Genomic DNA, 13,342 nt, shown 5'->3' with positions numbered 1-13,342 from the left:
TCGTCCTTGAAGAACCCGTTCAATTTCCGCGCCAGGAAACCCAGCTATGACGGTTATGCCGTCGTCACCGGCGCGGGTAGTGGCATCGGCCGCAGCATTGCACTGGAACTCGCCCGGCGCGGTAGCGCCGTGGTCTGTGCCGACCTCAAGCTGGAAAGCGCCAAGGAGACTGTTGCGCTGATCCACGAGGCGGGCGGAACGGCCCATGCCGTGAAATGCGATGTCGGCAAGGCGAGCCAGGTCGAGAAGCTGGCAGCACAGTCCGAAGACCTGCTCGGGCACCCGGTCACGCTGGTCATCAACAACGCCGGCGTGGGCATGGGCGGAAAGTTCGATGAACTGAGTCTGGAAGACTGGAAGTGGTGCATGGACGTCAACCTGTGGGGCGTCATCCACGGCTGCCACTACTTCGTGCCCGGCTTCAAGAAGCAGGGCGGCGGCGCCATCATCAATGTGGCCTCGGCAGCGTCCTATACGGCTGCGCCGGAAATGAGTGCCTACAACGTCACCAAGGCCGGCGTACGCGCGCTGTCCGAGACGCTGTATTCCGAACTCAAACGCGACAACATCCGCGTCAATGTGCTGTGCCCGACGCTGGTGCCGACCAACATCATCAAGGACGGCCGCATCCCGGCGCGTTATTCCAAGCTGGCCGATCACGCGCTGATGCACTACGCGATGACCACCAGCGATGACGTCGCCAAGCTCACCCTCAACCGGCTGGACCGCGGTGAGCTCTACACCACGCCGCAGGTGGACGCCAAGCTGTTCTGGATGCTCAAGCGCGCCACCCCGAATCTGTACGCGAACCTGCTGGGTTTCTCGTACCGCTTCGTCAAGCAATAAAACCAGAGAGACAAATCCATGGCAGTAGCAGCCAAGCGCGCGGCGTCCAGCGCGAAAATCTTTGACAGCTTCATCGTCGGCGCCGGCATCTCCGGAATCGCCGCCGCCATCAAGCTGCGCGAGCAGGGCCTGGATGACTTCATGATCATCGAAAAGGCCGATCGCGTCGGCGGTACCTGGCGCGAGAACACCTATCCCGGCTGCGGCTGCGATGTGCCGTCGTCGCTGTATTCCTACTCCTTTGCGCTCAGCAGCCAATGGAGTCATCTCTTTGCCAAGCAGCCGGAAATCCTCACCTACCTGGAAACGGTGGCCGATGATTTCGGCATCACGCCGCTGATCGCTTTCAACACCGCCTTGGAAAACGCCGAGTGGGACGAGGCGCGGCATCTCTGGGTGCTGGACACCAACCAGGGGCAGTATCTGGCGCGGGCGGTGATCTTCGCCACCGGCCCGATCACTGAGCCGCAGACGCCGGCCATTCCCGGCCTCGACGGCTTCACCGGCAAGACCTTCCACTCCGCTAAGTGGGATCACGACTATGATCTGACGGGCAAGCGCGTGGCGGTCATCGGTACAGGGGCGTCGGCCATTCAGTTCGTGCCGCAGATCCAACCGCAGGTCGACAAGCTCGTCGTCTTCCAGCGCACCGCGCCATGGGTACTGCCTAAGCCGGACATGCCGCTGGGTGAGGCCACCAAGCAGGTGGTCGACAAGCTGCCCGTCATTCAGCATGCCTGGAGGCGGGCGGTGGCGACTTCGCTCAATGTCATCAACTTCGGCCTGCGCAATCCCAAGGCGCTGGCGCCGGTCAGTCGCGCGGCGAAGCTGCTGCTTAGGCTGCAGGTGGAGGACCCGGCGCTGCGCAAGGTCGTCACCCCCAATTTCACGCTGGGCTGCAAGCGCATCCTCTTCGCCAACAACTACTACCCGGCGCTGCAGGCGGGCAACACCACGCTGGTGCCGCACGGCCTGGTCGCGGTCGAAGGCAATGAAGTCATTGCCGCCAACGGTGAGCGCCATGAAGTGGACGTCATTATCTGGGGTACCGGCTTCGATGTCTCGCATCCGCCCATCGGCCAGAAGGTGCTGAATGCGCGCGGCCAGCGCTTCTCCGATCTATGGAAGGACAGCTCTCCAGAGGCCTACCTCGGCACCGCGCTGGAAGATGCCCCGAATGCCTTCCTGGTGCTGGGGCCGAATGTATTGGTGTATGACTCCTTCATCTGCCTGGCCGAAACCCAGCTCGGCTACATCGTTGACGGCCTCAAGAAGATGAAGCAGCAAGGCATCAGCAAGATCAGCATCCGGCCGCAGGTGCTGCGCGCGCACAACGCCAAGGTGCAAAAGCACCTGCAGACCACCGTCTTCAACAGTGGCGGTTGTGCCAGCTACTACCTGGACCAGAACGGCAAGAATTTCGCTGCCTGGCCCTGGTCTCTGGCCGTGCTGAAGAAGCGCCTGCGTGCTTTCAATCTGAAGGACTACGACGTGGTCTACGAGCGCGCGGCGCAGCAGAAGGCGGCCTAGGCGGGAGCGTGTCCGCTGTGCCATCGCTGCAGGTAGGATGAGGGCTTCCTCAGCGGAGATGGCGCAGCATGAGTGACGAACGGGTGCAGTACGCGTGCGACAACGGCGTCGCGTTGATCCGCATCGACGACGGCAAGCGTAATGCGCTGTCGCCCGCGGTATTTCGGCAGCTGTACGCGGCCTTGGACCGCGCCGAGGCGGATAAGGCCATCGTGATTCTGACGGGCCGCGAGGATGTGTTCTCCGCCGGCTATGATCTCAAGATTCTGCGCTCCGGCAAGCCGGCGGCCCTGGACATGCTCCGCCTCGGCTATTCACTGACCGCGCGCGTGATGAGCTATCCGTATCCGGTCATCGTGGCCTGCAATGGCCACTCGTTGGCGATGGGCGTCTTCTTGATGCTGTCGGCCGACTACATCATCGGCACGCGTGGGGATTACAAGGTCGCCGCCAACGAAGTCGCGCTCGGCCTTCCGATGCCGCGTACCGCCGCATTGATGCTTCGCCACCGCCTCACCCCGGCCGCATTCGAGCGGGTGGTCAATCTGTCGGAATACTTTCCCGTGGAGGCGGCCAAGGAAGCCGGCTTTTTCGACGAGCTCGTCGATGCCGATCAGTTGTTGCCGCGGGCGCGCGAACAGGCCGCGGCCTACGCCGAGCTCGACATGGGCGCCCACAAGCTGACCAAACGCCGCATTCGCGGGAAGCTGATCCGCCAGGTCCGCCGCGCGGTCTGGTTCGATGTCGCCGAGGCTGCCTGGCTGGGTCTGCAGGCGGCGCGCAAAAAGCGCTGATCGGCAGTCATTACGCGATGCCGTCCTACCCGTACGGGCGGGGCGCCGGCGGCGGCCTTGTGCGCATAGTCCTCCCTACAACAACAAGTGATGGAGGAGACTGCGATGAAGCTCGAGAAACTGATGACTTACCACGCCGACCTCAAGGCCCCGCAACCGGTGGGCGAGGGGCCCTTCGGCAACCGCATGATCGTGGAAGTGACCGGCGGGTGGTTTGAAGGCCCCAAACTCAAGGGCACCTTCCTGACCTGCGGTGGTGACTGGCTGCTGGCCCATCCCGATGGATACGGCCGGCTGGATGTACGCGGCACGCTGCAGACCGAGGACGGCGCGCACATCTACATGCAGTACAACGGCGTGCTGCAGCTCACCGACGGCGTCATGGCGGTGCTGGGCGGCGGTGATACGCCCACCCAGTATGGCGACCAGAATTTCTTCACCACGCCGCGCTTTGAGACCGGCGACGCGCGCTATCAGTGGATCAACCAGATTCAGTGCGTCAGCGAAGGCCGCGTTGTGCCCGGACCCGGTGTCGAGTACCACGTGTACCAGTGTGTCAATGACTGACGCGGCGCGACCTGACGCAATGCGCCCGCTGAAGAGGTCGACAGCGCACATCTAGCACGGAATGGCCTGTAGAACCGAAGCGCGGCGGTGAGGTGTCGGGGTGCATGACTTTGCGGTTTAATGCGCGGCGGATCCCGTCGCCGTTATTCCCGCCCCATGTATCGACTCTACGAATTCGCATCGTCTGGAAATTGCTACAAGCTGCGGCTTGCGATGTCGCTGCTAGGACTTTCGTGCGAGCGGATCGAGATCGATATCCTTCGCGGCGCGTCGCGCACCGAATCGTTTTTGCGGATCAACCCGAATGGGCGCATCCCGGTGCTGGAACTGGGCGATGGTCGGCGTCTGCCTGAATCGAACGCCGCGCTCTGGTACCTCGCGCGCGGATCGTACCTGGAGCCCAGCGACCCCTTCGAACAGGCGCAGGTGCTGCAATGGATGTTCTTTGAGCAATACAGCCATGAGCCATTCATCGCGACCTCCCGCTATTGGATTGCCATCCTTGGCGCAGAGGAGACGTATCGCGCGCAGCTTGAAGAGAAGCGACCCAAGGGCTATGCGGCGCTGGACGTCATGGAGCAACACCTGGCGCAGCGCGACTTTTTCGTCGGCAACCGGGTCAGCGCGGCCGACATCGCGCTGTACGCGTATACGCATGTTGCCCACGAAGGCGGATTCGACCTCGGCCCTTATGCAGGCATTCAATCGTGGTTTCGGCGCATTGAATCCCTGAATGGCTACATCGCGATCACCGACTGAACACAAGCGTTCCGGCCTCGAGGCGGCAGGGATTCCCCGTTCTCACCGGGGGCTGCGCGCTGACCCGGCAACGGGTCGCTGAAGATCGCGCGAGCGGTACCGCGCAACTGAGTAGCACGGCCCTTCGTGCAAATTGGTGCATAGTTGTACACATTGTGGCTTTGCACGTTTGCGGGAGTGGCCATGCGCATTGCACAGAGCGTTCAGGGTGCGGCCCGTCTTGGTTTCGATGCGGTTGACGGCATCACCAACATTGCCGAGGGGATGTACCGCAACATCTCGGCCTTCCCTTTGCCCTTCGGTCGCGCCCCGGAAGGCCGCGCCGGTGGCATCGCGGGCTTCGTGCACGAGGCCGTGCGGCAGGTCAACGGCGCGGTGCGTGTCAGTGTGGATTCCGTGTTGTCGCTGGTCACCAAGCACCTGGAGGTGGAGGCACCGGATTCGATGGCCTCGCTTGCCCTGGTCTCCGCCCTCAATGGGCTGATCGGCGATCACCTGGAAGCCACCGGCAACCCGCTCGCCATCAACATGGAGCTGGTGCACGACCCGGACGATGTCAGCCCGGATCTGCTGGTGATGGTGCACGGCCTGGCCATGCACTACTCCTTTTTCGGCTGGAGCGGCCACAACCATGGCGAGGCCGTCGCCAAAGCCCATGGCTACAGCCTGGTGTGGGCGCACTACAACACCGGTCGCCATATTCCGCTCAACGGGCGTGACCTGGCCAACAAGCTGGAGCAGCTCGTGGAGGAGTGGCCTGTGCCGGTGCGTTCCATCCGCTTCATCGGCTACAGCATGGGCGGGCTCATCACGCGCAGCGCCCTGCATGCCGCTGGCAAGCGCGGCTACCGTTGGCGCAAGCTGACCAAGCAGGCGGTGTACCTGGCCTCGCCGCACCACGGCTCGGCAGTGGAGCGCGGCGGCAACTGGTTTCAGGCCGCTTTCCAGATCAGCCCCTATTCCGCGCCGCTGGCCGCCCTCGTGATGGTGCGCAGCGCGGGCATCACCGACCTGCGCCACGGCAATGTGGTGGATGAGGACTGCTACGCAGACCGCTTTTCCTACCACGACGACCGGCGACAGATCACCCGGCTTCCGCCAGACATCGAGCATTTCGTCGTCGCCGCCTCCATGGCCTCCAGCCGCAACGACCGCTTCCGCCGCCCGCTGGGCGATGGCCTGGTCGCGCCGCGCAGCGCATTGGGTGACCACCTCGACCCCACGCGCGGCCTCGGCGTTCCCGAGTCCAACCGACTGCTGCTCAGTCGCACCGGGCACCTGGAGTTGCTCGGTCATCCCTCAGTAGCGGTGTGCCTGAAGCGGTGGCTGGCGCCGGACCGCGGGCAAGCAGCGACTGAGTAGACAAGCCACTGCGAAGGCCTTCGACGGAGAGGGCGTCAACGTGCAAGGCCGCTCATCCCAGTGCCGCTCGCGCGGTGGCCACAGGACTTCGGCCTGATGGATTCGTCCAACTGGGCGTGCGAAGTGCCTCGTCATCTTTCGCACGGGACGTAAGCCAGTTGCAAGCCGCGGCGGCTGGCAAGTACGAGGCAATACGCCACAAAAAGAAATTGCAACCTCCATTGCTGTGCATAGCCTTTGTTACCGGCAAGTTGACCACGCGATCGCGTTGGATGAGACTGCCGTCCGGGGCTGAGAGTGGGTGTGCAGGTATCCACGGGAGAGGGGGAAAATGCATAACCATCGAACAAAGCGCTTCAATCCGGGCATTGTTTTTTTTGCGCTGCTTGCGTTGTGTGTCGTCATGCCGGGACGGGCCGAGACCACCGCAGAAGAGGCGCTTCGCAATTACCTCTTCGGCACTTGGGTTCTCACTGCCCAAGGACGGTCAGTGACCTATCGGTTCACCGACGAAGTGGTGGGGCCATCGCCGTCGGGGGGAGATGCGTACAAGCTGGTCATGAATCCGCAGGACCCGTCCCGGCAGACTGAGGGCATGTGGGGCATTGCGGGAGCCTCGCAGTTCTATGTGCGCTTTGGGCGAGCGAGTCCGCGCCGTGCCGGTCCGATGGAAATCATTGATGACGATACGTTTTCGATCCGCGGGCAGCAATGGCGCCGCGCGGCGTCAGCAGCCTCCGCCGGGCAGATGGAACAAGACTTTGAGCAGCAGGCCATCGATGATTTATCGGATTACCTGGTCGGGCAATGGGATCTATTCCAATACGACGAGCTGATGGAACATTGGGATTTTTCATCACAGGAAACGGACAAAGCCGGTCGTTACCGCTTGACGGTGACGAAGAAGCGCCCGGGTGATGATGACGTCGGCAGACGCTTTCCCGGTAGCTGGCATGTACGGGTCGCGGCCACGGGTCCGAAGGTGATCTGGAGGGTCAGGCATCCGACGCGGATCAACAGCTCGCGGAGTGGTTCCTTCACGATTGCCCCCAAGAAGAAGCATGCCGCTACCTTCGAAACTTTTCTGCATGGCAGCTTGACCGGAACGGGCCCACGAATCTTCAGAAGGCAGAACTAAGCACATTCGCGGGTAAGGACGGCGGCACGCGCCACTGCTGGAGCCCGCCCGCATGGACTGGGCCGAGCAGCAAGCCGTAGCGTGTTGCGCCGGTCAGAAAGCACAGTGAGGGTTGCTTTCGCCTTGCTACGCTCCTGGTATGGCGAAAGAACGCGTCACCGTCTTCGGAGGCACCGGCTTTCTTGGCCGCCGCATCGTTGCCGCGCTGGTGGCGGCCGGCCGTGATGTGCGCGTGGCCACCCGTCATCCGGAGCAGGAGGAAGCGGCGCGGGATGACCGCGTCGAATCCATTGCCGCCGATGTGCGCAACCCCGAGGCCGTCGCCCGTGCCGTGCAAGGCGCCGATGCCGTGGTCAACGCCGTCGCCCTCTATGTGGAAGCCCAGGGCCTGGATTTCGAGAGCGTGCATGTGCGCGGCGCCCGCAATGTGGCCCACGGGGCCGAAGGGCGGTCGCTTGTGCATATCTCGGGCATCGGCGCCAGCGAAACCTCGCTTTCCGCCTATGTCCAGGCCCGCGCCAGGGGAGAAGGCGCGGTGCGCGAGGCCTGCAACAACGCGACAATCCTGCGGCCCAGCGTGCTCTTCGGGCCCAACGATTCCTTTCTCAGCACCCTGGACGCGGTCACCCGCCTGCCACTGGTGCCGCTGTTCGGGCGCGGCGACACCCGGCTGCAGCCGGTACATGTGGATGATCTGGCCAAGGCGGTAGTGCACGCCATGGATGATCCAGCAGCCACCGGCCGCATCTTCGAACTCGGTGGTGCCGGCACCTATGGCTATCGCGAGATCCTGGCGTTGGTGATGGCCGCGCGTGGACGCAGGCGATGGCTGGTGCCGGTGCCTTTCGCCGTCTGGCATCTGCTGGCGGTCATCGCTGCCGTGTTGCCCAATCCGCCGCTGACCCGTGATCAGGTCTTGCTCATGTGCGAGGACAGCGTAGCCAGTCCGGATGCCCCAGGTTTTGCCGAGCTGGGTATCGCGCCGAGGGATTTTGCCGACGCCCTGTCCGAGTGCCTGCGCTAAGACGCAGCGGTAGCCGTTACCGGGTGGGGTGCATGCACGTAGCGCGTGCTCGATTCGCACGAGCGTGCTTTGACGATGTCGCTAAGGATCCTTCGGGCAGGACACATTTCAAGGCGTCTGCCTCCCGACATCCAACGGATTGTGCGAAGTGTTCCTGGTGCCTATGGGCATAAGCCAGTACGGGCTGGCCCGGGCCATCAACCTGCCGCCTCGCCGAATCAATGAAATCGCCCTCGACCTCCCACTACAAGGTCATGCCGCGCAGGATGGGCCACGGCCCCACGCCCACCTCGGGTGTCAGAGTGCGGCGGTGGAGCCGTCAGATCACATCCTTGATGCGCAACGGCGAGCCAGCCGTTGCGGTCATGGCGGCGTCGGGCCCGCCGCCGACAAACCTAGCGTGTCGATCATTGCTTCCACGTGCCGCAGGAATGCCGAGAGCTTTGGCGATCCGTAGCGGTTGGGTGGATAGATGGCGTAGAGCGATGTTGCACCGGACGCGGTGTAGTCGCTCAGCAATTCCTGCATGCGCCCGGCCTGGAGGTCGGCTGCCACGCTGTAGTTCGGTAACAGGGCGATGCCTGCGCCCGCCAGCGTCACTTCGCGCAGTGCGTCGACGCTGTTGACCTGTAGAACCGGATCCACGGGAGCAACCAGTATTTCGTCGCCCTGTCGGAATCGCCACTGTCGTGATGGCGCGCCCGAGTAACTCAGGCAGCGATGTTCGGCGAGATCTTGAAGCGTCTGAGGCACCCCGCCCGCGTCGAGATAATCCGGTGATGCACACAGCAAGAACCGGACCCGGGCGAGGTGCCGCGCCACCAGTGCCTCGGGAGGGCGTTTGGTGACACGCAGCGCAAGGTCCTATTCGCTGCCGATCAAATCCGTCATTGCCTCGCTGGAATCGATGCTGAGCTGCACTTCCGGGTAGGTGCGCAAGAAGGTCGCGATGATCGGTTTGAGCAACAAATCCGTGACGGACAGGATGGTTGTCACACGCAGCCGACCGCGCGGCTTCTTGTGCAGGCGCTGAACCGCCTGCTCGGATGATTCCATTTCGGCCAGGATGCGGGCGCAGTGCTCTGCCAGCCGCTCGCCGGCTTCCGTCAGCGACAGCCGTCGAGTGGTGCGTTGCAGCAACTGCGCATCGAGCTGCTGCTCCAGCTTGGCCACGCGCTTGCTCACCACCGACGCCGTGACCTCCATGGCGCGAGCGGCCCCGACGAAGCTTCCTGCTCGCACAACCTCGTAAAAGCTGTGCATCAGCAACCAGCGCTGCGCGTCCATATTCGTGCTCAAGTGGAAATAATCTTTTTCATTAAACCTGATTTTTGGGTGAATCGATGCGCGCTACCTTGATGCCACGCTCCACCGGAGATCCTCATGTTCACATCAATCTGGCGCCGCACATCCGCTTCGCCCCGTCGCATGGGCAACGCATCATCGCTTCCCCCTCGCGGCTTGCTGCTCCCACGCATCACGGCGAACGAGATTGAAGCCGACCTGTTTTACGGGCGCGACGACACGGTCCATCCGGGCGGGACGCGCCCCGCAAGCTCGACCGCGTCGCCGCGTTGATGCCGGCTCTCTGCGTGATTCCCGCGCCCCGAAGCCTTCACCGAGATCACTGATGACCAACATCCAGCAAGTCCGTATCGACATTCCCGCGCGTGACGGCGAGCTACTGACCGGCACGCACTACGTGCCCGCATCGCCCTCCGGGACCTGGCTCATCCTCAGCTGCGCCATGGCCGTGCCCCAGCGTTTTTATCGGCACTTTGCCGCGCACCTTGCTGGGCGAGGCCATAACGTCGTGACGTACGACTACCGCGGCATTGGGGCCTCTCGCCGTGGCCCCGTCCGGGGGATGGCAACTACCACCAGCGACTGGGCACTGCTCGACATGGCCGGCGTGGTCGACTGGGTCCACCGGGCGCAGCGTGCGTCACGCATCCTGCTGATCGGGCACAGCCTGGGCGGGCAGATGGCCGGGCTTCTCGACAATGCGCATCACGTCGACGGTATGGTCACGTTCTCATCGCAGAGCGGCCATTGGCGCCTGCAAGGCAAAGGGCAAAAGCTCGCGGTATTGGGGCATTCGTATCTGACCTTGCCGCTGCTCGCGCATGCTTTCGGCTATATGCCGTGGAGCAAGCTCGGAAGCACGGAGGACATTCCCAAAGGGGCTGCCCTTCAGTGGGCGCGGTGGTGTCGCCACCCGGATTACCTGTTGGGTGATACCACGCTGCCCCTGGAGCGCTACCGCGAATTCCGCGCGCCTGTGCTCGCCTACAGTTTCGACGACGACGCCTGGGGAACCGCGCGATCCGTCGACGCGATGATGCGCGCCTACCCCAGCCTTGAGCGTCGCCACGTTGTGCCGCAGAAGGTGGGGCTCGACCGCATTGGCCACTTTGGGTTTTTCCGCCCCGAGGCCGCCCGTATCTGGGACGAGGTTGCAAGCTGGTGCGATGCACGGGCTGCCGAGCCGCGTCCTGCGGCCGGGCGGTCTCAATCAATGGAATACGCGCATGGCGCGGCCATCAGCCCGGGGCAGCATGCAGTCACTGATTTGACCGCCAGCGCCTAGGCGCTTACCGGCATCGCGACCGTTGATGGGTCTTGTCGAGCGCTTCAGCGCGGATGGGTGTCGGCGGCACAGTGGCGCTCAGGACACCTTGCGCCCACGCAGACGCGCCCAGAAACGTGAGAAGCTCGCCGCGGTTTTCAGCGGCCATGCGAGATGGATGTCCAGGGGGCGGGCGTCCCCCTGCCAGTTCTGCGCGGCCTGCATCCCGGTGGCGAAGAGCTGCTTCATCATGCCGGTGGCTTCCAGCAATTCGATGTAGCTGTGCTCGCTTTCAATGGGCGAGCATAGATAGACATAGCGCCCGCCCATGGGCATGCGGATATCGCACTTCAGCTTGAGCCCGGCGTCCTGCAGCGCCTGGGTGTCCTCATCGATGCGCTCGGTGATAAAGGCGGTGTGATGCAGACCATACCAACCGCTCCGCACATGCTTCAGATACGGCGACGCAGCGTCATTGCGCTGCTGGATCAGCTCGATCTGCAGGTCGCCGCGATAGGCCAGCGCGATGTTGATCTGCGGTTCGCTGGCTTCGCCTTCGAATTCGCACAACAAAGTGATGCCACGCATGATGGTCCAAGGCCCGACGCCAAGCTTGTCCTGCCAGGCCTCGACAGCGGCATCCAGGTCCTCCACCACATAGCCCAACTGGCGGACCTTGCCAAGGCGCGCCAGCGCTTGCGCACTGGGCGTTGCGGGCTCTGAAGTGCTTTGCGTGTCCATGGCCACTCTTCTGGTTCGGGTGGTCGATGAGCGCTGTCGCTGCGCCATCGGCTTCAGTTCGCCTGGTTGATCAGGCGCCCCATCCAGTCCGGCGCCATGCGGTAGGCCTTGACCAGGAAGCGGTTGTAGCCCGGGAAAACGATGTAGGGCTTGTTCTTCCGAACGCCGCGCAACATGGCCTGAGCAGCTTGCTCCGGGCTGATCTTGCCAATCGGCACCTTGTCGACCGCGGCCTGGTAATCGTGACCTTTAAGGTTTGTGGCACTACCAAAAATATTGGTGTCCACCAGGCCGGGTATGGCGACGCTGACCTGCACCCCATGCGCACGCCCTTCCTCGCGCAGCGACGTCGACAGCCCGACAACGGCGTGCTTGGTGGCCGCATAGGCAGTGGACAGGGCGACGGGGGTGACCCCGGCAGTGGATGCCGTATTGACGATGTGGCCAAAACCCTGCTGCTTCATCAGGCGATAGGCCTGCTGACTGCCGTACACCACGCCCCAGAAATTGATATTCACGATCTTCTTCCAGGCCGCCTCATCCATGTTCTCGAAAGCGCCACCCACCACGATTCCGGCATTATTGAACACGTAGTCCAAGCGTTCATGCGTGGCCATGGCCTCTGCAAGCGTCGCTTCCACGGCAGCCTGATCCGTGACATCCAGTCGAGCCGGAATCAGCCTGTCGCGGCTGGTTTCGGCCATCTCCTGCAAGGCGGGCTCGTTGAGATCACAGGCATACACCACGGCGCCGGCGTCGAGCAGTTGCAGCGATAAAGCGCGGCCTATGCCGGAGGCTGCCCCGGTGATTACGGCAACGCGGTCCTGGAAGATCTTCATGGTGCAAACCGCCCGGTGATGCTCAGGGCACCCGCCGCCAGCCCTATCGGTGGCTCAGATACGCCGTCTTGGATCAGGACGTTGACCGCAGGCCCCATCAGCGCATGGCGGTAAGGCGAGTTACGGGTGCAGCGCGCTTGGAGTTTCACGACATTCCCCGTGGCTCATATCTATGGAAGAAGTTGCCGTCACGCTAGAGGTGGTGTACGCGCAAAGCATCGGCCAATCGGGGTACGTCGCACGCCGGGCGACGCAACAACCTGCTGGGGCCGCAAGATCAGTCTCCTGCCGTGGGGCCGATCTGCCGGAATACAGGCCGGCCTGATGCTCGCCCCCATCTGCCGTCGCCGTTTGAGCGGACAGCTCGGACTGGCTCCGCGGGAGCAGGGCTCATACGTGTATTGAGTGACGTGTCACCGTAATTCCCGCACCGTTGCTCCGGCCTCTCTGTCCAGAATGACGACATGGATCGACCGCAACGGGTCAACGAAATTGTATCGATCAGAAAACCGTAATACAATAGTCATATCGATAGAAACCCGGTGAGACCATGGAATCCACCACCTTGTCCTCGAAGTATCAGCTTGTGATCCCCCGGGCAATTCGTGAGCGGATGCAGTTGCGTCCGGGGCAGAAGTTTCAGGCAATCCAGATCGGTAACCGCATCGAGCTCTTGCCGGTTGAGTCGCCACAGTCGGCTCGCGGCTTCTTGAAAGGCATACAGACCGATATCCAACGTGAGAAGGATCGTGTCTGAGAAGCACGTGGTGGATTCTTCCGCGTGGCTTGAATATTTCGCGGATGGGCCGAATGCCGACTACTTCGCCCCGGTGATCGAGGTCGTCGATGCTCTGGTCGTACCCGTGGTGACGATCTACGAAGTCTACAAACGGGTTTTCCTGCAGCGCGATGAATCCGACGCGCTGCGGGCCGTGGCACTCATGCAGCAAGGGAGCGTGGTGCATCTCGATGAGTCGATCAGTCTTGAGGCCGCCATGCTCTCGATCACGCATCAGCTTCCCATGGCGGACAGCATGATCCTGGCCACTGCCCGACGGTACAAAGCAACGCTGTGGACGCAGGACAGCGATTTTCGGGAAATGGAAGGCGTGAACTATCAGCCGGCGCGCGATCATTGAATCCTCGCCATCGGAGCGGCAAAGGAGACACAGA

15 protein-coding genes are annotated in these 13,342 nt (G+C 62.9%); 11 read left to right on the top strand and 4 right to left on the bottom strand.

All coding sequences use genetic code 11. From position 1 onward, the window contains the following. Nucleotides 1–6: 6 nt before the first annotated feature. From ACOOFO_RS14130 to ACOOFO_RS14095, 8 genes are all read left to right on the top strand, one after another. Nucleotides 7–846: an SDR family NAD(P)-dependent oxidoreductase gene (locus ACOOFO_RS14130; RefSeq protein ID WP_420427389.1), complete on the top strand. Its 840-nt coding sequence runs from the start codon at nt 7–9 to the stop codon at nt 844–846. An 18-nt stretch (nt 847–864) separates the two neighbouring features. Continuing rightward, nucleotides 865–2,376, top strand: a complete 1,512-nt coding sequence (locus ACOOFO_RS14125) for a flavin-containing monooxygenase (RefSeq protein ID WP_420427388.1) — start codon at nt 865–867, stop codon at nt 2,374–2,376. 68 nt (nt 2,377–2,444) lie between these two features. Then, nucleotides 2,445–3,170: a crotonase/enoyl-CoA hydratase family protein gene (locus ACOOFO_RS14120; RefSeq protein WP_420427387.1), complete on the top strand. Its 726-nt coding sequence runs from the start codon at nt 2,445–2,447 to the stop codon at nt 3,168–3,170. Between the two features lie 105 nt (nt 3,171–3,275). Beyond that, complete coding sequence (locus tag ACOOFO_RS14115) at nt 3,276–3,737, top strand: DUF3237 domain-containing protein (protein ID WP_420427386.1); 462 nt, start codon at nt 3,276–3,278, stop codon at nt 3,735–3,737. A gap of 156 nt (nt 3,738–3,893) precedes the next feature. Next, nucleotides 3,894–4,496: a glutathione S-transferase family protein gene (locus tag ACOOFO_RS14110; protein ID WP_420427385.1), complete on the top strand. Its 603-nt coding sequence runs from the start codon at nt 3,894–3,896 to the stop codon at nt 4,494–4,496. A gap of 183 nt (nt 4,497–4,679) precedes the next feature. Continuing rightward, the gene (locus ACOOFO_RS14105; protein ID WP_420427384.1) at nt 4,680–5,858 is read left to right on the top strand and encodes an esterase/lipase family protein; all 1,179 of its coding nucleotides are present in this window, start codon (nt 4,680–4,682) and stop codon (nt 5,856–5,858) included. 331 nt (nt 5,859–6,189) lie between these two features. Next, on the top strand, nt 6,190–6,996 hold the full coding sequence (locus ACOOFO_RS14100; protein WP_420427383.1) for a hypothetical protein: 807 nt from the start codon (nt 6,190–6,192) through the stop codon (nt 6,994–6,996). A 139-nt stretch (nt 6,997–7,135) separates the two neighbouring features. Next, complete coding sequence (locus tag ACOOFO_RS14095; RefSeq protein ID WP_420427382.1) at nt 7,136–8,020, top strand: complex I NDUFA9 subunit family protein; 885 nt, start codon at nt 7,136–7,138, stop codon at nt 8,018–8,020. 363 nt (nt 8,021–8,383) lie between these two features. Here ACOOFO_RS14095 and ACOOFO_RS14090 read toward each other — a convergent pair whose 3' ends face one another. After that, nucleotides 8,384–8,875 carry a substrate binding domain-containing protein gene (locus ACOOFO_RS14090; RefSeq protein WP_420429790.1) on the bottom strand — a complete coding sequence of 164 codons (492 nt, stop codon included), beginning with the start codon at nt 8,873–8,875 and terminating at the stop codon, nt 8,384–8,386. Between the two features lie 9 nt (nt 8,876–8,884). Beyond that, complete coding sequence (locus ACOOFO_RS14085; RefSeq protein WP_420427381.1) at nt 8,885–9,319, bottom strand: LysR family transcriptional regulator; 435 nt, start codon at nt 9,317–9,319, stop codon at nt 8,885–8,887. A 331-nt stretch (nt 9,320–9,650) separates the two neighbouring features. Here ACOOFO_RS14085 and ACOOFO_RS14080 point away from each other — a divergent pair, with 331 nt between their 5' ends. Continuing rightward, nucleotides 9,651–10,610, top strand: coding sequence for an alpha/beta fold hydrolase (locus tag ACOOFO_RS14080; RefSeq protein ID WP_420427380.1), 960 nt, complete (start codon nt 9,651–9,653; stop codon nt 10,608–10,610). Between the two features lie 78 nt (nt 10,611–10,688). Here the strand turns inward: ACOOFO_RS14080 and ACOOFO_RS14075 are convergent, their stop codons facing one another. Next, nucleotides 10,689–11,330, bottom strand: coding sequence for a VOC family protein (locus ACOOFO_RS14075; protein WP_420427379.1), 642 nt, complete (start codon nt 11,328–11,330; stop codon nt 10,689–10,691). A 53-nt stretch (nt 11,331–11,383) separates the two neighbouring features. Next, nucleotides 11,384–12,169 (bottom strand): SDR family NAD(P)-dependent oxidoreductase, encoded by a 786-nt coding sequence (locus ACOOFO_RS14070; protein WP_420427378.1) that lies wholly within the window; start codon nt 12,167–12,169, stop codon nt 11,384–11,386. A gap of 550 nt (nt 12,170–12,719) precedes the next feature. Here ACOOFO_RS14070 and ACOOFO_RS14065 point away from each other — a divergent pair. Both ACOOFO_RS14065 and ACOOFO_RS14060 read left to right on the top strand, forming a co-directional pair. After that, the gene (locus tag ACOOFO_RS14065; RefSeq protein WP_420427377.1) at nt 12,720–12,926 is read left to right on the top strand and encodes an AbrB/MazE/SpoVT family DNA-binding domain-containing protein; all 207 of its coding nucleotides are present in this window, start codon (nt 12,720–12,722) and stop codon (nt 12,924–12,926) included. Continuing rightward, complete coding sequence (locus ACOOFO_RS14060; protein ID WP_420427376.1) at nt 12,919–13,308, top strand: type II toxin-antitoxin system VapC family toxin; 390 nt, start codon at nt 12,919–12,921, stop codon at nt 13,306–13,308. Before ACOOFO_RS14065 ends, ACOOFO_RS14060 begins: the two co-directional genes overlap by 8 nt. Nucleotides 13,309–13,342: the final 34 nt, after the last annotated feature.

Origin of the sequence: Algiphilus sp. (genome assembly GCF_965216485.1) — a bacterium.
GTDB lineage: Bacteria > Pseudomonadota > Gammaproteobacteria > Nevskiales > Nevskiaceae > Algiphilus.
The sequence above is the reverse complement of the archived record's forward strand: the minus strand, read 5'-3'. Positions and strand labels throughout refer to the sequence as shown.

Coding starts and splice junctions, on each gene's coding strand:
- ACOOFO_RS14125 (WP_420427388.1), top strand. CDS start 865: ATGGCAGTAGCAGCCAAGCGCGCGGCGTCCAGCGCGAAAATCTTTGAC.
- ACOOFO_RS14120 (WP_420427387.1), top strand. CDS start 2,445: ATGAGTGACGAACGGGTGCAGTACGCGTGCGACAACGGCGTCGCGTTG.
- ACOOFO_RS14115 (WP_420427386.1), top strand. CDS start 3,276: ATGAAGCTCGAGAAACTGATGACTTACCACGCCGACCTCAAGGCCCCG.
- ACOOFO_RS14110 (WP_420427385.1), top strand. CDS start 3,894: ATGTATCGACTCTACGAATTCGCATCGTCTGGAAATTGCTACAAGCTG.
- ACOOFO_RS14105 (WP_420427384.1), top strand. CDS start 4,680: ATGCGCATTGCACAGAGCGTTCAGGGTGCGGCCCGTCTTGGTTTCGAT.
- ACOOFO_RS14100 (WP_420427383.1), top strand. CDS start 6,190: ATGCATAACCATCGAACAAAGCGCTTCAATCCGGGCATTGTTTTTTTT.
- ACOOFO_RS14095 (WP_420427382.1), top strand. CDS start 7,136: ATGGCGAAAGAACGCGTCACCGTCTTCGGAGGCACCGGCTTTCTTGGC.
- ACOOFO_RS14080 (WP_420427380.1), top strand. CDS start 9,651: ATGACCAACATCCAGCAAGTCCGTATCGACATTCCCGCGCGTGACGGC.
- ACOOFO_RS14075 (WP_420427379.1), bottom strand. CDS start 11,330: ATGGACACGCAAAGCACTTCAGAGCCCGCAACGCCCAGTGCGCAAGCG.
- ACOOFO_RS14070 (WP_420427378.1), bottom strand. CDS start 12,169: ATGAAGATCTTCCAGGACCGCGTTGCCGTAATCACCGGGGCAGCCTCC.
- ACOOFO_RS14065 (WP_420427377.1), top strand. CDS start 12,720: ATGGAATCCACCACCTTGTCCTCGAAGTATCAGCTTGTGATCCCCCGG.